General features: G+C 69.3%; 17 protein-coding genes. 7 read left to right on the top strand and 10 right to left on the bottom strand.

The window, feature by feature from the left end:
- Nucleotides 1-52 precede the first annotated feature (52 nt).
- Nucleotides 53-958 carry a response regulator transcription factor gene (locus AB0P18_RS15285; RefSeq protein ID WP_363360739.1) on the bottom strand — a complete coding sequence of 302 codons (906 nt, stop codon included), beginning with the start codon at nt 956-958 and terminating at the stop codon, nt 53-55.
- A 124-nt stretch (nt 959-1082) separates the two neighbouring features.
- A complete protein-coding gene (locus tag AB0P18_RS15280; protein WP_363360738.1) occupies nt 1083-2084 on the bottom strand; it encodes a glycoside hydrolase family 6 protein in 1002 nt (333 codons plus the stop codon).
- 140 nt (nt 2085-2224) lie between these two features.
- Between AB0P18_RS15280 and AB0P18_RS15275 the strand changes: the two genes are divergently transcribed.
- Nucleotides 2225-2887 (top strand): VanZ family protein, encoded by a 663-nt coding sequence (locus AB0P18_RS15275; protein WP_363360737.1) that lies wholly within the window; start codon nt 2225-2227, stop codon nt 2885-2887.
- Nucleotides 2888-2889: 2 nt separating this feature from the next.
- On the opposite strand, the gene AB0P18_RS15270 is transcribed toward AB0P18_RS15275, so the two are convergent.
- From AB0P18_RS15270 to AB0P18_RS15255, 4 genes are all read right to left on the bottom strand, one after another.
- The gene (locus tag AB0P18_RS15270) at nt 2890-3072 is read right to left on the bottom strand and encodes a hypothetical protein (RefSeq protein ID WP_363360736.1); all 183 of its coding nucleotides are present in this window, start codon (nt 3070-3072) and stop codon (nt 2890-2892) included.
- A gap of 102 nt (nt 3073-3174) precedes the next feature.
- Nucleotides 3175-4494, bottom strand: coding sequence for a DUF2254 domain-containing protein (locus tag AB0P18_RS15265; RefSeq protein WP_363360735.1), 1320 nt, complete (start codon nt 4492-4494; stop codon nt 3175-3177).
- 61 nt (nt 4495-4555) lie between these two features.
- Nucleotides 4556-5659, bottom strand: coding sequence for a YihY/virulence factor BrkB family protein (locus AB0P18_RS15260; RefSeq protein ID WP_363360734.1), 1104 nt, complete (start codon nt 5657-5659; stop codon nt 4556-4558).
- A gap of 87 nt (nt 5660-5746) precedes the next feature.
- A complete protein-coding gene (locus AB0P18_RS15255) occupies nt 5747-6778 on the bottom strand; it encodes a PQQ-dependent sugar dehydrogenase (RefSeq protein ID WP_363360733.1) in 1032 nt (343 codons plus the stop codon).
- A 193-nt stretch (nt 6779-6971) separates the two neighbouring features.
- Here AB0P18_RS15255 and rplM point away from each other — a divergent pair, with 193 nt between their 5' ends.
- Genes rplM through glmM form a run of 3 tightly spaced genes read left to right on the top strand, consistent with a single transcriptional unit; the run spans nt 6972 to nt 9304 of the window.
- Nucleotides 6972-7418, top strand: coding sequence for a 50S ribosomal protein L13 (gene rplM, locus AB0P18_RS15250; RefSeq protein ID WP_344051919.1), 447 nt, complete (start codon nt 6972-6974; stop codon nt 7416-7418).
- A gap of 30 nt (nt 7419-7448) precedes the next feature.
- Nucleotides 7449-7928 (top strand): 30S ribosomal protein S9, encoded by a 480-nt coding sequence (gene rpsI, locus AB0P18_RS15245; protein ID WP_344051921.1) that lies wholly within the window; start codon nt 7449-7451, stop codon nt 7926-7928.
- 17 nt (nt 7929-7945) lie between these two features.
- Nucleotides 7946-9304, top strand: a complete 1359-nt coding sequence (gene glmM, locus AB0P18_RS15240) for a phosphoglucosamine mutase (RefSeq protein WP_363360732.1) — start codon at nt 7946-7948, stop codon at nt 9302-9304.
- Between the two features lie 68 nt (nt 9305-9372).
- On the opposite strand, the gene AB0P18_RS15235 is transcribed toward glmM, so the two are convergent.
- The 3 genes from AB0P18_RS15235 to AB0P18_RS15225 form a co-directional block, all read right to left on the bottom strand.
- Nucleotides 9373-9582, bottom strand: a complete 210-nt coding sequence (locus tag AB0P18_RS15235) for a hypothetical protein (RefSeq protein ID WP_363360731.1) — start codon at nt 9580-9582, stop codon at nt 9373-9375.
- Between the two features lie 193 nt (nt 9583-9775).
- The gene (gene budA / locus AB0P18_RS15230; RefSeq protein ID WP_363360730.1) at nt 9776-10504 is read right to left on the bottom strand and encodes an acetolactate decarboxylase; all 729 of its coding nucleotides are present in this window, start codon (nt 10502-10504) and stop codon (nt 9776-9778) included.
- 251 nt (nt 10505-10755) lie between these two features.
- Nucleotides 10756-11700, bottom strand: a complete 945-nt coding sequence (locus AB0P18_RS15225) for a Ppx/GppA phosphatase family protein (protein ID WP_363360729.1) — start codon at nt 11698-11700, stop codon at nt 10756-10758.
- Nucleotides 11701-11742: 42 nt separating this feature from the next.
- On the opposite strand from AB0P18_RS15225, the gene coaA reads away from it, so the two are divergent.
- The 3 genes from coaA to glmS all read left to right on the top strand — a co-directional run bounded on the left by coaA (nt 11743) and on the right by glmS (nt 15729).
- A complete protein-coding gene (coaA, locus tag AB0P18_RS15220) occupies nt 11743-12687 on the top strand; it encodes a type I pantothenate kinase (protein ID WP_344051931.1) in 945 nt (314 codons plus the stop codon).
- Between the two features lie 137 nt (nt 12688-12824).
- Nucleotides 12825-13670, top strand: a complete 846-nt coding sequence (locus tag AB0P18_RS15215) for a hypothetical protein (protein ID WP_363360728.1) — start codon at nt 12825-12827, stop codon at nt 13668-13670.
- A 205-nt stretch (nt 13671-13875) separates the two neighbouring features.
- Complete coding sequence (glmS, locus tag AB0P18_RS15210) at nt 13876-15729, top strand: glutamine--fructose-6-phosphate transaminase (isomerizing) (RefSeq protein ID WP_363360727.1); 1854 nt, start codon at nt 13876-13878, stop codon at nt 15727-15729.
- A 243-nt stretch (nt 15730-15972) separates the two neighbouring features.
- Here glmS and AB0P18_RS15205 read toward each other — a convergent pair whose 3' ends face one another.
- Nucleotides 15973-16512 (bottom strand): helix-turn-helix domain-containing protein, encoded by a 540-nt coding sequence (locus tag AB0P18_RS15205; protein ID WP_332106597.1) that lies wholly within the window; start codon nt 16510-16512, stop codon nt 15973-15975.
- Between the last annotated feature and the right edge of the window lie 105 nt (nt 16513-16617).

Raw genomic sequence — 16617 nt, 5'->3', positions numbered from 1 at the left:
CTCAGGACCCCTCACTCACTCGGATTCGCAGCTGGGGAGCGCGATCCGAAGGTCACGCCGGGGGAGGAGTGACCTCTGAGGTGAGGCGGTACCCGACACCCCGCACGGTCTCGATGAATCGAGGCTGTGCGGGGTTGTCGCCGATTTTGCGGCGGAGGTTCGTCATGTGCGCCTCGACCGCCCGCTTGTCGGCATCCCCGACGAAATACGTCGTGACGTACGACTCGCCGCGCAGGAGCAGCGTGAGGTCGGCCTTGCTGCGTACGCGACGGCGGGATTCCAGCAGTGCGGCGAGCAGATCGAACTCGGTGCGGGTCAGGTCGACTTCGCTGTCGTCGATCAGGACGATGCGGCTGTCGAGGTCGAGGCGGAGGTTGCGGTGCGCGAGCCACTGGCCCTCGCCGTTGTGCAGCTCGAGCGCGCCGGTGCCGGTGGCTCCCGCCTCGTGCACGATGAGCTCCTGCGGTGCGGCGGGAGCCGCCGCGGGTGCGGGCGCCGGAGCGGGGGCCGGGCGAGCCGACGGGAACGACGGACCCGCGCTCTCCTGCGTGCGCACCGGCGCCGCGGGAGCCGCCGCGCGTCCGCGGCGCAGCATCGCGTCGATGCGCGCGCGGAACTCGCGGGGACGGAAGGGCTTCGTGATGTACTCGTCCGCGCCGGCGGTGAGTCCGAGGACGACATCCGCCTCGTCGCCCATCGCCGTGATCATCACGATGTACGTGTCGCTGTGGGCGCGGATGCGCCGCGCCGCCTCGATGCCGTCGATGCCGGGCATGTTGACATCCAGCGTCGTGATCATCGGCTGATACGACAGCACCGCCTGGATGCCGTCGATGCCGTTGCCCACCGAGACGGTGGAGAAACCGGCTGCTTCCAGGACGTCCACCAGCAGGTGCCTGAGCTCGGCATCGTCTTCGACGATGACCGCCGTGCGTCCGCTGTCGGTGGTTTCGGTCATTCACTTACTCCAGTCGTGCCGAGATCGGTACGGGTGCTCCGGATGCCGTGTGGCGTCGCAGGGAAACGACCGTCCGAAGACGACTGGAGTGGTGCTGGAGAGGCGATTCTTTCACACGCATATGTCACTCAAGCGACGCGCGTGTCAACTCGATCGCACTCTGCGGCCACCACTGCCCGGCGGCGGGTCCGCCGTTGCATTCGCCGTCGCTCTCGCCGGGCGGCTTGATCCACAGGTTCACATCGACCACGTCGTCGCCGAACGTGCCGCCGACATCGCCGACCAGCCGCTTCGGCGGGTTGCACCACTGCCCGTCCGACCCCGCGCCGTTGCGGGACGTGTCGATCACCGCGTGCGATCCGCCGAGCGCGTCGGCGAGGCGATGGGCGTAGTCGATCTCGGCATCCGAGTCGTAGTAATTCGACACATTCGTCGCGAATCCGCGCGCGTCCTGCACGCCAGCCTGCCGCAGCAGATCGGCCATCTGGTCAACCGGGAGCCAGTCCGAGTGCCCGGCGTCGAGGTAGATCCAGACGCCGTCGGCCTGCAGGTCCTCGATCGCGGCGCGCAGCTGCGCGGTGCGCTCGTCGACGTTGCCGCACTCCGGCGCGAGGGCGAGGGAGTCGGGCTCGAGGACGACGATCGCGTGCACATCGGATGCCGCGCGCAGCGCCTCGCCGATCTCGGTCGTCCAGACCGGGTAGTCCGCGGGCGGCAGCCCGCCCGCCGAGTACTGCCCGCAGTCGCGCTCGGGCAGGCCGTAGACCACGAGCGTGAGGATCGCGGACTGCTGCCGCGCCTCGTCGGCGAGGGCGGTGACGGCAGGGCCCACCTCGCCGACGCCGAACTCCTCGGGGGTCAGCCACACCGCGGTCGGCTGCGCGGCCAGGTACGCGGCCGCCTCGCGGGCGGCGGCGGAGCCGGAATCGGATGCGGCGGCCGCGGCGGTGTCGGCGGCGACGAGCAGCGTCGCCCCGGGTGCCGGGCCTGCGGCCGCGGGCTTGGGCAGGACCGCGATGACGACGGCGACCACCGCGACGATGAGGAGGACCGCCCCCACCGCGATGCCGGCGATGAGCACGCCGCGGCGCCTGTCGGTGCGGGTGCGCGGGCGCGTCGCGGACACGGGGACTCCTCCGGGGGTAGGACGTTGCTGTCATCTCTAGCACGGGCGGGCCCGGGTATCATGCCGTGAATCAGTCCGGTGCCGGTCGGCGCGGACATTCTTCAGCGGCAGCGACGCGGCGTCCGAGGGTGAGGAGTCGCGTGAACGCACAGCCGAACACACCGGCGGGGTCGATCCCGCCGCGGCCGCCGTTGCCCGGTGCGCCGGTCGTTCCCGGTGCTTCGGGTGCCCCGGTGCCGGCGCCTGCCGCCGCGGATGTGCCGGCGCCTGCCGCCGCGGGCCGGCACATCAACAGCGGTCGGCTCGGCGTCGCCGCGGCGCCGGTGGCGCGGCATCCGTCGATCCCTCCCCGCCCCCCGCGGCCCGCACCTCTGACGCGTCCCTCGCGGCTGCGCTCCGCGGTGCGGAACCCGCGTGTGCTGCTGGCCGCGTACCTCGTCGTGCTCACGCTCATCGCGGTGTGGCCGGTGCCGGTCGACAGCGGTGCGGGCGGGCTGCTGCGCCGCATCACGCGGGTCTTCCCGTTCGCCACGTACGCGCGCATCGAGTTCGGGGCCAACATCCTGCTGTTCGTGCCGCTCGGCATCCTGCTCGCCCTCATCCTGCGGCAGCGCTACCTGATCCTGCCGATCGCCCTCGTGTCGACGGTCGCGATCGAGTCGTTTCAGGCGCTGATGCTCGACAAGCGCACCCCCAGCGTGATGGACATCATCGCGAACCTCACCGGGGCGGCGCTGGGCCTGCTGATCGTCGCGTTCGTGCAGTGGCGTCGGGGTCGAGGCCGGGCCCCAGCGGCCCCTTGACATCAGCGCCCCGGTTCGGCGGGTTCGCGCGCCGGCTGCAGACCGTGTGCGGTGCGGGTTCCGGCCCACTTCGCCAGGCGGTGCGACGGCGCTTCAACGTACGAGGCGAACAGCTGCGCGACCAGGAAGGCGAGCGGCACGGAGATCGCGATGCCCACCCACGGTGCGAGCGGATAGGTGAGCACACGCGCGGCGATGATGAGCCAGGCGAGGTATCGATCGAGGTCGGCCGCGCCGAGGCCGCGGACGATCCAGGTGGCCTCAGGGGGACGCGGGATGCGAGCGGATCACAGGGACGCGAGATCCGCGCGGACGCCGTCGAGTGCGGAGAGGATCGGCGCGGCATCCGCTTGCGCGGGCTCTGTCCGCACGAAGGCATCGCGCAGCGCATCGGACTGAACGCGCAGGATGATGCGGCAGCGCCCCGCCGCGACCTTCTCGAGCCGACTCATCGCCTGCACGATCGCGCTCACCACCAGCGGATGCGGCACCGCATAGATCCGCAGAGTCGCAAGCACTTCTTGCATCACCTCGTCGGGGGTGGGCCACGCGCACAGCACCCGCAGATCGCCATCGGCGTCGGCGATCCGATTCATGCTGACCGGGCGGGTGCACAGCGTCACCAGCGCCGCGGTGAGCGCGTCGATCACCGATTGCGCCGTGTAGGGGTCGTTCGTGCCCGACGCGAGACCGCGCACACCGATCTCGGTGAGGTTGCGAGCGGCGAGCACGAGATCCTGGTGAGGCGTGCGGGGCGAGTCGATGGAGAAGGCGCGTTCCACGGCGTCCGCGTGGGCGTCGTGGTCCGGGTCGGACGCTGCCGACGCGGCGGGTGCGGTCGGCAGCAGGAACCATTCGGCGATCGGGTCGCCGTCGAGCACGTAGGTGCCCGGCGTCGCGGTCACCCGGAGGACGCCGTCACCGTTTCGTGCGCAGGACACCAGCCGGTCGATGTCGACGAACTGCACATAGCCGGTGCTGCGTGCTCGCACCACGTTCGTCCGCTGAAGGCCCGTGACGACGGCGGGAGGGGCGGACGGGCTTTCGGGGTACACGAGGTCGATCACGGCGCGCAGTTCGTCGGAGACTCGAGCCTGGAGGGTCGTGACCTGGACGGATCCGGCGATGTGGTGGATGAAGTACACCAGGACGGCCACATCGCCGACGGCAAGGATCACAGCAAAGCCGACCGCGACCAGCGGAACGAACGCCGAGGTGGAGTCCTGCTCGGTGCGCACGGCCCCCAGGACGACGAGCGTGTACAGGAAAGTGGACGTCAGCACGGCCAGCACGAGCTGGTTGCCGCGATCGGCCATGAAGTTGCGCACCAGTCGTGGCCCGTAGGTCGATGAGGTGGTGGCGAGCACCGAGATCGTGATCGAGAACGAGGTGGCGGCGACGCCGAGCATTGTTCCGCCGATCACGGTCAGGATCGCGCGTCCGCCCGTGGCCGAGAGCCCGGCCTCGAAGGGCAGGGCGACGGTGCCGTCGGCCTGGAGAAGGCGGTCGAGTTCGGTCAGCCCCCACGCCAGGCAGATGGCGGCGATCCCGAACAGAGTCGGCAGGAGCCAGAACGACTCTCGAGCACGGACGAACCAGGAACGCATCCTCGAAGGGTAGGGCGAAAGAGGCGCGGATGCCGGGCCTTGCTTTGCCGGCCGTCTTCGATCAGCGCTTCCTCCGTCGCGCGAACCACGCCCGGACGCTCGAGACGGCTCGTCTCCACCAGCCGCCGTCCGGTGGGCGGAACGGACGGCCGGCACGCATGTCCGCGGCCTGCTCTTCGTCTCGACTCTTCCGTCGCGCGCGTCGCTCGATCACCGTGTCATCTCGCATAGGCAGCTGGAGTGCGCTCTCGGCGGGCAGACCCGCCTGCAGCTGCCGGCCGCGCTCGAGTTCGGCATTCAGTTCGGCGCCGAGCAGCAGGGCGAGGTTCAGCAGGAAGAGCCAGATGAGGAACACGATGATCGCGGCAAGACCGCCGAACGTGCGGTTGTAGCTGGCGAAGTTCGCCGCGTAGAAGGCGAAGCCGGTCGAGGCGAGCCCCATGATCACGATCGCCAGCGTCGCCCCCACGCCGAGCCAACGGACGCGCGGCAGACGCAGATTGCCGGTGTTCTTGTAGAGCACGGTCACGGCGGTGACGACGGCGGCGAACAGCAGCGGCCACTTGACGATCTCCCAGGCGGTCAGGGCGGCGTCGGTGATCTGCAGGGCGCCGCCGACCGCGCGGGCGATCGGACCCGAGAGCACGACGATGGCGCCGACGATGGTCACGAGGATCATGAGCCCGACCGTGATCGCGAGTTGCATGGGCTTGCGACGGAAGTAGGGGCGCCCTTCGGTGACGCCGTGAATGCGGTTCATGGCGCGTCCGAAAGCCGTCACGTAGATGGATGCCGACCAGATCGCCGTCGCGACGCTGATCAGGAGCGTGATTCCGACGCCGGAGACGCGCGCGGCATCGGCGAGCGGCAGCCTCAGGATCTCGGTCACCTCGCTCGGCGCGACCTGGTCGAGGAGTTCGAAGACCCGATCCAGCGCCGCGGAGCCGTAGCCGAACACGCCGACGGTCGACACGATCGCTAGCAGCGCCGGAAAGACGGCGAGGACCGAGAAGAACGTCAGCGCGGCGGCGGAGTCCAGGCACTCGTCCCACACGAATTCGTGGAGGGTTCGGCGGAGCACGAGCCCCCACGTCCGCTTCCGGATGCCGGCGGGCGAGATCGCCTTCTCGTGCTCGTCGACAACCGGTGCGGTGTGGTCGGTCATAGTCCGATGGATCTTCTCACGAAGCGCGGATCCGACGGCCGGCGGGGGCGCGGTGGTGGCGATGTCTTCGCCCAGGGAGCACGGCGTTCAGTCCACGCCGACCAGGACGTCGTCACCCTCCCGCACGTCCCCGCGCCCATCGCGGTTGCTGGTGACCAAGAGCGCCGACCCGTCCGGCGCGCGCACGACGTCGCGGATACGCCCGTACTCGCCGACGAACCGGTCCGTCGATGCGCTCAGGTCATCCAGCGGCACACTCCGCAGTCGCTCTCCACGCAGGTTCGCGATCAGAAGATCGTCCCCGACGACCGCGATGCCGCTCGGCGAGGCGTCGGCGGGCTTCCACTGCTGGACCGGATCGACAAATCGGTCATCGTCCGCGATGCCCTCCACGATCGGCCATCCGTAGTTCTGGCCGGGTTCGATCACGTTGAGCTCGTCCCAGGTGTCCTGACCGAATTCGGCGGCGTAGAGGGTGCCCTCGGCATCCCAGGCGATCCCCTGCGGATTGCGGTGGCCCAGGCTGTAGACGAGCGACCCAGGCAGGGGGTTGTCGGCGGGCACCGCGCCGTCGGGGGTCATCCGCAGGATCTTCCCCGCGAGCGAGGCCGGATCCTGCGCGGCGGCCCGCTCCCCGGCATCGCCGACCGTGGCGTACAGCATCCCGTCCGGGCCGAACGCGATACGCCCGCCGTTGTGCGTGCGCGCAGAGGGCAGTCCGTCCAGCACCGTCTCGGGAGTGCCGAGGCGCAGCGGCGAGCCCGACAGCCGGAACCGCTGGATGCGGTTGCCACTCGCCGCGGTGGAGTAGGCGTAAAGGCGCTCCTCCGCATCGACGGCGAGGCCCAGCAGGCCGCCCTCGCCACCGGGAGTGACGCCCTCGACCGTGCCGACGACCCGCGTGGTGCCGTCGGGCAGCAGTTCGAGGATGCGCGCGGTGTCCCGCTCGCTCATGAGCGCGGTTCCGTCCGCGAGGAACGCCACGGACCACGGTGCCGCAAGGCCGGTGGCGATGATCTCGCTCTCGGCCGCAGCGCCGCGCGGCTCGGCCGATGCTGCGCAGCCGCCGATCATGAGCGCCGCGAGGGCGAGAGTCGAAACGATGAGGGGATGCCGCATGCTCGACAGCCTTGCCGGTCGAGGTGCGAGTCGCCTGAGTGGTGTAAGCTGATCCATTGGTGCCTGCGCCCTGCTGGCCCTGCACCGCGAACGTGAGCCCTCCACTGGCGTGTTCCGCCGGCCTTCTGGTCGGAGAACCACCCCGGAGCGGGATTCACGAACATCTCCGTTCGAACAAGAAAGCAGCACTACTGTGACGCGCACGTACACCCCCAAGGCTGGCGAAGCCCAGCGCGAGTGGCTGGTCATCGACGCCACCGACGTCGTTCTCGGCCGCCTCGCCTCGCACGCGGCAGCACTCCTCCGCGGAAAGCACAAGGCGACCTTCGCCCCCCACATGGACATGGGCGACTTCGTCATCATCATCAACGCCGAGAAGGTGGCCCTCACCGGCCAGAAGCTCCAGAACAAGAAGGCCTACCGCCACTCGGGTTACCCGGGCGGCCTGAAGTCGGTCACGTACGACGAGCTCCTCTCCAAGAACCCCGAGCGGGCCGTCGAGAAGGCCGTGCGCGGCATGCTCCCCAAGAACAGCCTGGGTGCGCAGCAGCTCACCAAGCTCAAGGTCTACCGCGGCGCCGAGCACCCCCACGGTGCGCAGCAGCCCAAGACCTTCACCCTCGACCAGGTCGCCCAGTAAGCGCCGCCCAGACTGACGAAGGACATACTCGTGGCGAACATCGAAGAATCCACCGAAACCTCCTACTCGACCGAGACCGCGGTCGACCAGGCAGCCGTTGCTGCTGAGCGCCCCGTGCTCAGCGTCCCCGGCGCCGCGGTCGGTCGTCGCAAGCAGGCCATCGCCCGCGTGCGCATCGTCCCCGGTACGGGTGTCATCACCGTCAACGGACGCACGTTCGAGGACTACTTCCCGAACAAGCTGCACCAGCAGCTCGTGAAGGACCCGTTCACGGTGCTCAACCTCACCGACGCGTACGACGTGATCGCGCGCATCTCCGGTGGCGGCCCCTCCGGTCAGGCCGGCGCGCTGCGCCTGGGCATCGCCCGTTCGCTGAACGGTGTCGACGTCGAGAACAACCGCGCCACCCTGAAGAAGGCCGGCTTCCTCTCGCGCGACGCTCGCGTCAAGGAGCGCAAGAAGGCCGGTCTCAAGAAGGCCCGCAAGGCTCCTCAGTACTCGAAGCGCTGATCGGGACCACCCTCCGTATGCCGCTCTTTGGCACGGACGGGGTGCGGGGGCTGGCCAACGGCCCCCTCACCGCCGATCTCGCACTCACCCTGGCCCAGGCGACCGCCGTCGTCCTGGGCCAGGGCCGTACTGCCGAAGCCCGCAAGGCTGCCGGCAAGCGTCTCACCGCCGTCGTCGCGCGCGACCCGCGCGTCTCGGGTGAGTTCCTCGCTGCCGCCGTGTGCGCCGGGCTCGCCTCGTCGGGCGTCGACGTCCTCGAAGCCGGCGTTCTGCCGACCCCGGCGGCGGCATACCTGATCGCCGACATCGACGCCGACTTCGGCGTGATGGTCTCGGCATCTCATAACCCGGCTCCCGACAACGGGATCAAGATCTTCGCCCGCGGCGGCGTCAAGCTCCCCGACGAGGTCGAGCAGCGCATCGAAGCGGCCCTTTCGGCCCCGAAGCTGCAGCCCACCGGCGCCGGAGTCGGTCGCATCCGACGGTTCGCGGATGCCGAGGACCGCTACGTCGTGCACCTCCTCGCATCGCTGCCCCACCGCCTGGATGGGCTGCACGTCGTGCTCGACTGCGCGCACGGAGCGGCATCCGGAGTCTCGCCCGAGACCTTCCGCGACGCGGGCGCCCGTGTCACGGTGATCGGTGCCGATCCCGACGGGCTGAACATCAACGACGGCGTGGGATCGACGCACCTCGACTCTTTGGCTTCGCACGTGGTGCGCGTGGGTGCCGATGTCGGCATCGCGCACGACGGCGACGCGGACCGCTGCCTCGCGGTGGACGCCCGCGGTCGGATCGTGGACGGCGACCAGATCATGGCGATCCTCGCGGTGTCGATGAAGGAGCGTGGACACCTCGTGGGCGACACGCTCGTCGCGACCGTGATGAGCAACCTGGGTCTGCACCGGGCCATGTCCGATCGCGGGATCACGGTCGAGCAGACCGGCGTCGGCGACCGCTATGTGCTGGAGCGCATGAACGAGGGCGGGTTCTCGCTCGGCGGCGAGCAGTCCGGGCACGTGATCATGAGCGAATACGCGACGACCGGCGACGGGCTGCTGACGGGGCTGCACCTCATGTCCGAAATGGCGCGCACCGGCCGATCGCTCGCCGACCTCGCCTCGATCATGACCGTGTACCCGCAGGTGCTGGTGAACGTGCGCGGCGTCGACCGGACTCGGGCCTCATCCGATGCCGGCGTCGCAGCCGCGGTCGCGGAGGTCTCGGCCGAGCTCGGCGATTCGGGCCGCGTGCTGCTGCGCCCGTCGGGCACCGAGGAGATGGTGCGCGTCATGGTGGAGGCGGCGTCCGCGGACATCGCGCAGGACTACGCCGACCGCCTCGCTGACGTCGTGCGCGAGCGCCTCGCGCTGTAGCTCATCCGTCACCCGCGCACGCGCATCGAGCCGTTTCGCGTGCGCAGGTGACGGATGAGCGTTGCAGGTCAGTTGGGCGCGGCCTCGTCCTCTTCGGGCTCGAAGGTCGACACCTCGCCGGTGTGACCGGCCGCGACGCCGCCCGGATGGTTCGGGATCGTGCCGTCCTGCCCGAGCCCGTCGGGCTTGGGCGCGGGCTCCGCGCCGCCGGTGGGGGAAGTCTCGACGTCGGGGCCTTCGAGCGCGCCGTCGTCGCTGGTGTTCGTGGTCTCATCCATAGCCGGACCGTACGCGTCCGCCCGCTCCGCGGCATCCCGTGGCGCGAAACGGGTGGTCGTGCTACGCGTCGCCGGGCTCCGGCGCGCATAACTCCCGCAATCTGCTCGTCGCGGTGCGCCGCAGCCGCAGACATCCGCGGCGCCGGTCCGTGCCTGCGCGCGGATTGCGGGAGTTATGAACCGCCGGCGGCTCTCAGCGCCCGATCCCGCCCTCGACGACGGCGATCCGGTGGTCCTCGCCGTGCGTGAGCTCGGTCGACAAGAACACCGGGTCGGTCGGCAGCCGCAGATCGAACCGCGCGTGCGCGGACAGCCGCAGTTCGGCGTCGGCGACCGTGACGTCGAGCACGTGGCCGCCGGAGCGGCGATCCTCGGCCAGGAAATGCATGTGCAGACCGGCGACCGTGATGCCCTGGTAGATCGCCGGCGCCCAGAACCCGACCACCGTGCCGCGAACCCCCTCGAGTACCGTCTCGATCTGGCTGCGGGTCACGTCGGCGAGGGGGCGGAACTGATGCCGCTGCCTCGGCGTCACGCGCCCGCGCACGCTCGCGAACTCTCCGTCGAGGCGCACCGCATGGAACAGGTTGCGGCTCGCCAGCCCTGCCTCCACCTGGGCGGTGAGGGCTGCCAGGTCGGCGTCGCGCACGGCCTCCACCGACGCGTCCGGCCCCGGGCACACGTCGACGAACGGCAGGATCTGCTCATCGGTCATCCGTTCGGGAGGTGCGTCGACCGTACACTCGAACACCTCGCCGTCCAGGACGATCACCTCGCCGCCCAGGTGGTCGACGCAGCCGATGCCGAAGTCGCCGAGCGCGCGCACCTCGCCGACGCCGATGCCCGACTCGTATGCGCCCACGAGGAGGGCGTCGAGGACGGCGAACTGCGTGACCGGGGTGTGCGAGATGGGCGCGCTCATCGGGCCACGCTATCGGTGGTGATGCGGATGTCCGCCGAACGGGGGACAGGAAGACGTATGCAGGGGCCGGAATGTCCCCCGAAGTTCCGACAGACAGCGTCCGATCGCGTCCGTAGGCTCGAACGTGAGCATCCCCCCGGCTGATGCTGCAGCCGCCGACATTCGGGTTGAGGCGGTTGGCATAACCCCCTAGCGGAAGAGAGACCCCCGGTTTCCCCCAGATCCGGGGGTCTCTGCTCGTCCAGGGAGCCTCAGGGCGTCGGGGCGTTCCAGTTCAGCGACTCGATGTAGCGCAGGAGCACGCCTTCGCGCAGCGCCCACGGTGAGACCTCGAGCTCGTCGACGTCCATGATCTTCATCGCCTGATGAAGGACGACCGCGCCCGCGACGATCTGGAACGTGCGGTCCGCGGTGATCCCGGGCAGCTCCTGCCGCGTCTCGGCGGGGATGCGCGCGAGGCGCGGGATCCACGCCTTCAGCTCCTTGCGCGGCAGGATCATCTTCTCGATGCTCGACCAGCCCGGCGCCGGGTATCCGGCGAGCTTCGCGAGAGACCGGATGGCCTTGGACGAGCCCACGACGTGATCGGGACGGGGGAGCCCCGCGAAGCGCTCGGCGACCGGCTGGAGCACGCTCGCGGCGTGGGCGCGCAGCGCGTCGATCGCATCGGGACCGGGCGGATCCTCGGGGAGGAACTGCACGGTCATGCGCCCGGCGCCGAGCGGGACCGACTCCGCGGCATCCGGAAGCTCGTCGGCCCCCGCCGCGATCTCGAGCGATCCGCCGCCGATGTCGAACAGCAGGATCTGCCCCGCCGCCCACCCGAACCAGCGCCGCACCGCGAGGAACGTGTACCGCGCCTCGGTCTCGCCGCCGAGCACCTGCAGCTCCTGTCCGAGGGCCGCTTCGATCCGGGCGATCACCTCGGGGCCGTTCGTCGCCTCGCGGACCGCAGAGGTCGCCGTCGCGAGCAGCTCGTCGACCCCCTCGGCCTCGGCCGTTCTGCGGGCTTCGGCGACGGCATCCACGAGCGCGCGAACGCCCTCCTCGGTGATCGCGCCGTCCGCGTCGAGGTACCGCATGAGCCGCAGCACGGTGCGCTGGCTCGTCGTCGCGAGCGGGCGGCCGCCCGGGTGGACGTCGGCGGCGAGCAGGTGGACGGTGTTCGAGCCGATGTCGAGGACTCCGAGGCGCACGGATCACAGGCTAGCGGCACGTGCCCCGATACGATGTCTCCGATGTCCGTCGACGCCGCCGCCCCCGCCCCCTCGCTGTACCGCGAGATCGACCGAGCGGAGTGGGCGCGCCTCGCGGCGGACATGGCGCAGCCGCTCAGCGAGACCGAGATCGTCCAGATCCGCGGCATCGGCGATCGGCTCGACATCGCCGAGGTCCGCGAGGTCTACCTGCCGCTCAGCCGGCTCCTCAGCCTGTACGCGAACGCGACCCAGCGCCTGGGCGCCGACACGAGCGCGTTCCTGCGCGATTCCGAGACCACGACGCCGTTCGTGGTCGCGGTCGCGGGGAGCGTCGCGGTCGGCAAGTCCACGATCGCGCGGCTTCTGCGCGAGCTCATGAGCCGCTGGCCCGGCACCCCGCGCGTCGAGCTCGTCACGACCGACGGCTTCCTCTATCCGAACGCCGAGCTCGAGCGCCGCGGACTCATGGAGCGGAAGGGCTTTCCCGAGTCCTACGACCGCCGCGCGCTCGTCCGCTTCCTCACCGAGGTCAAGAGCGGCGCCGCCGAAGCGCGGGCTCCGTTCTACTCGCACATGCGGTACGACATCGTGCCCGACGCGCACGTGACCGTCCGGCGGCCGGACGTCGTGATCGTCGAAGGCCTCAACGTCCTTCAGCCCTCTCCTTCCCCGGGGGACATCGCGGTGAGCGAGCTGTTCGATTTCTCGATCTACGTGGATGCCGACACCGATCACATCGCGTCGTGGTACGTCGACCGATTCCTCGCGCTCCGCCGCGGAGCGTTCGCGAATCCGAACTCGTTCTTCAACGTCTTCTCGCACCTCTCGGACGACGAAGCGGTGCAGACCGCGATGGGGTACTGGAACGACATCAACCTGCCGAACCTGCGCGAGAACGTGCTGCCCACGAAGCACCAGGCGCGGCTGATCCTGCAGAAGGGCGCCGGACACACCGTCGAGCGGGTGCTGCTGCGCAAATTGTGACGCCTCCGCGTCATTCGCAACCCGGCATTGGCGCCCGCGTCGGGGGCTGTGCTAGGTTCACCCTCGTACCGTCATTGGGGTGACGATACTGCGGCTGTGCACCCGAAGCGCACCCGTATCGCTTGTGAGATCTGGGGATGAACATGGCCATTGGCGCGCCCGAAAACGAAACGCCCACGGCGACCGGCGTCAGCCGTCGCACACTGGTGAAGGGTGCGGCCTGGGCCGTCCCGGTCATCGCCCTCGCCGCTCCCACGCCGGCCATGGCGGCATCCGTCTGCACGCCGAGCACGAACTTCGATGGGCTCGCCGTCGGCACGTCGCCCTCGAGCATCACGTTCTACAACTCGCAGGGCCAGCCGACCGGGGTCACCGCGACCCTCTCGTGGTCCTCGAACGGGCAGCCCAGCAGCAAGCCGGGCAACACCGGCCAGGTTCTCCAGACGACGCAGAACCCCATCTTCAACTTCATCGAGATCCAGATGGTGCAGGCGCTGAACAAGGGCGACTACGTCGAGCTCACCCTGAACATCGTCGGCGGGCCCGTCAAGGGGCTCTCGTTCAAACTCATCGACATCGACAAGACGGTGGCCCCGGGCAACATCGGGTGGGTCGACAACGTCTGGATCCGCACCGTGGGGTACACGTACACCACCGGAACCAACGTTCAGGGTGCCGGCACCGAGACGAACCCGTTCAACCCGGTGGTCTGGGGTGACAAGCCGATCGTGAGCGGTGAAGGGGACGTGCGGATCACGTACCCCGGCGCCATCAGCCAGGTCATCATCCGCTACGTCGCGGGCGAGAACGGCAACTCGCAGAGCCAGCACATCGGCCTCGGCAACATCAGCTACGACATCTGCCAGACCACGCCGACGGCAAGGACCGCTCAGCGCAGCGCCGCCGCGGTGCAGACTCAGTTCCCGGCCCCGCTGGCGGCGGACGAGTCCGCCTTCGTCGGCGACGGGACCGTCGACAACTAGCTTCCCGACTCGGAACGGGGTGCTGCAGTGGGGACCGCGGCACCCCGTTCCGACTCGACCCAAGCATCCCGGTCCCCTGTGAGCGCGGCATCCGCCCGCAGGTTCGTACCCTGCCGAGGCGGATGCCGCGCTCAGGATGCTCGCACGGCGGGCCCGGCAAGCGCCCCTCAGGTTGCTCGCACCCCGCCCCCGTAGGATTGAGCCCATGTGTGGAATCGTCGGATACGTGGGCCCTCGCGACAGCCAGGCCATCCTCCTCGCCGGGCTCTCGCGGCTCGAGTACCGGGGTTATGACTCCGCCGGCATCGCCGTGATCGACGGCGACGGCGACCTGGGGATGCGCAAGCGCGCCGGCAAGCTCAAGATGCTGCGCGACGACCTCGCGGCGCACCCGCTGCCCGACGGCACGACCGGCATCGGACACACGCGCTGGGCGACGCACGGCGGCCCGACCGACACGAACGCCCACCCGCACCTGGCCGACGACGACAAGCTCGCCGTCATCCACAACGGCATCATCGAGAACTTCGCCGAGATCAAGGCCGACCTGCTCTCGGAGGGCTACACGTTCCGCAGCGAGACCGACACGGAGGCGGCAGCCGTCCTGCTCGGTCGGGAGTACCGTGCCGCCGGCGGCGACCTGGAAGCCGCGTTCCGCGCGGTCGTCAGCCGTCTCGAAGGAGCCTTCACGCTCCTCGCGATGCACGAGGACCACCCCGGCCTCGTCGTCGGGGCCCGACGCAACTCCCCGCTCGTGATCGGTCTCGGGGAGGGCGAGAACTTCCTCGGCTCCGACGTGGCCGCGTTCGTCGAGCACACGCGCAATGCGCTGGCGATCGGGCAGGACCAGATCGTCTCGATCACCCCGTCCGGCGTCACCGTCACCGACTTCTTCGGCGACGAGGTCGAGGTCGAGCCGTTCGAAGTGCTGTGGGATGCCGCCGCCGCAGACAAGGGCGGCTGGTCGAGCTTCATGGCCAAGGAGATCAGCGAAGAGCCCGAGGCCGTCGCCAACACGATCCTCGGACGCACGCGCGACGGGCAGGTCGTGATCCCGGAGCTCGACGGTCTCGATGACCTGTTCGCCGGCATCCAGCGCGTCATCATCGTCGCCTGCGGAACCGCCGCCTACGCAGGCATGGTGGGCAAGTACGCGATCGAGCAGTGGGCGCGGGTGCCGGTCGACGTCGAGCTCGCACACGAATTCCGCTACCGCGACCCGGTGATCGGAGCGGACACGCTCGTGGTCTCGATCTCGCAGTCGGGCGAGACGATGGACACGCTCATGGCGGTCAAGTACGCCCGCGAGCGCGGAGCGCGCACGCTGTCGATCTGCAACACGCAGGGGGCGACCATCCCGCGGGAGTCGGACGCGATCGTCTACACGCACGCAGGTCCCGAGGTCGCCGTGGCCTCGACGAAGGCCTTCGTCGCGCAGATCACCGCGCTCTACCTTTTGGGGCTGCACGTCGGACGGGTCCGCGGCACGGTCGGCGCGACCGAGGCGGCCCAGCACGTGCTCGAGCTCGAATCGATCCCCGACAAGATCCGCCGGATCCTCTCGAACGAGCAGGAGCGCATCGAGCAGTTCGCGCACTGGATGGCCGACACCCGCTCGGTGCTGTTCCTCGGGCGGCACGTCGGGTACCCGATCGCGCTCGAGGGGGCGCTCAAGCTCAAGGAGCTCGCGTACATCCACGCCGAGGGCTTCGCCGCGGGCGAGCTCAAGCACGGACCGATCGCGCTGATCGAGGCCGGTCAGCCGGTGTTCGTGATCGTGCCGTCGCCGCGCGAGTCGGCGGAGCTGCAGAAGAAGGTCGTCTCGAACATCGAGGAGATCCGCGCGCGCGGTGCCCGCGTGATCGCGATCGCCGAAGAGGGCGACGCGGCCGTGCTGCCGTATGCCGACGAGGTGCTGCACATCCCGCTCGCCGGTCCTCTTTTCGAACCCCTGCTGGCCGTCGTGCCGCTGCACATCTTCGCGATGGGGCTGTCGATGGCCAAGGGTCTGGACGTGGACCAGCCGCGCAACCTCGCGAAGTCCGTCACGGTGGAGTAGCCCGCCCGGCCGGTGCCCTCGTCGCCGGGGTGGTGAGTTTCCTGCCGAAATGGTGGGTTTTGGTGTGACTTGCGGCGCTAAATGTCGCGATTCTCGCGTCGCTCTGAATCCAGTGAGGGGCTCTGTGTCTCGTCTCGAGACGCGCGTTATGCCGGTCACCGGCCAACAGATTGGCTGGAAGCACAGCGCTCCGGATACGCGCGCCGGTTCCTCCTCTTTCGTTTGCTGCCCGGCTGGTGTGGTCTATGACGCGATGCGTTCGTTATCTCGTATGAGGTCGATGATACGTTCGGCGCTCTCATGGCGTTGCTCAGTAGCGATGCTGGTGCTTCCAAGTACGTCGGTGACCCAGAGGCCATCGGCAGCCAAAAGTGCCAGGGCATATGCGGGATCATCTGTCGGTTGCGGTCGTGGTGCCCAGCGTTGGATAACACGATCCCAAGCGTCCTGGTTCTCAGTGTGATGACTATCGAGAATCATCTGCACTTCTGCTCGAGTGGCTGGTGTCGCCGCCATGCGGATGTAAGCGATGAGCCGTTCGAGCGCGGTGGTCTCGTCGGCCGGCTTACCGCAGGCAACTTCGAGCTGGCTCTCCCAACGGCATGCCATGTGCTCATGAATGGCCGCGATCAACTCCTCTCGGGAAGGGAAGTGGTAGATGATCCCTCCACGGGTAATGCCAGCTGCTGCCGCGACGGAATCGAAGGTGACGGCGGTAATCCCGTCAGACTCGATGACATTGACCGCGGCGTCCAAAATTACGGTCCGTTTGCTCTCTCGCACCTTGCTCCTCGGCCACGTCCCGCTGAGTGGTGGTCTTTCGTTTCCACGCGATGATCAGCTGGCTGCAGTCTAGGCGGCCGTGATCTCGGGCAGCATCACCGCGTC

It is taken from the genome of Microbacterium sp. NPDC064584, assembly GCF_040687315.1.
Classification (GTDB): domain Bacteria; phylum Actinomycetota; class Actinomycetes; order Actinomycetales; family Microbacteriaceae; genus Microbacterium; species Microbacterium lacus.
This window is presented reverse-complemented; position numbering and strand designations above follow the sequence as displayed.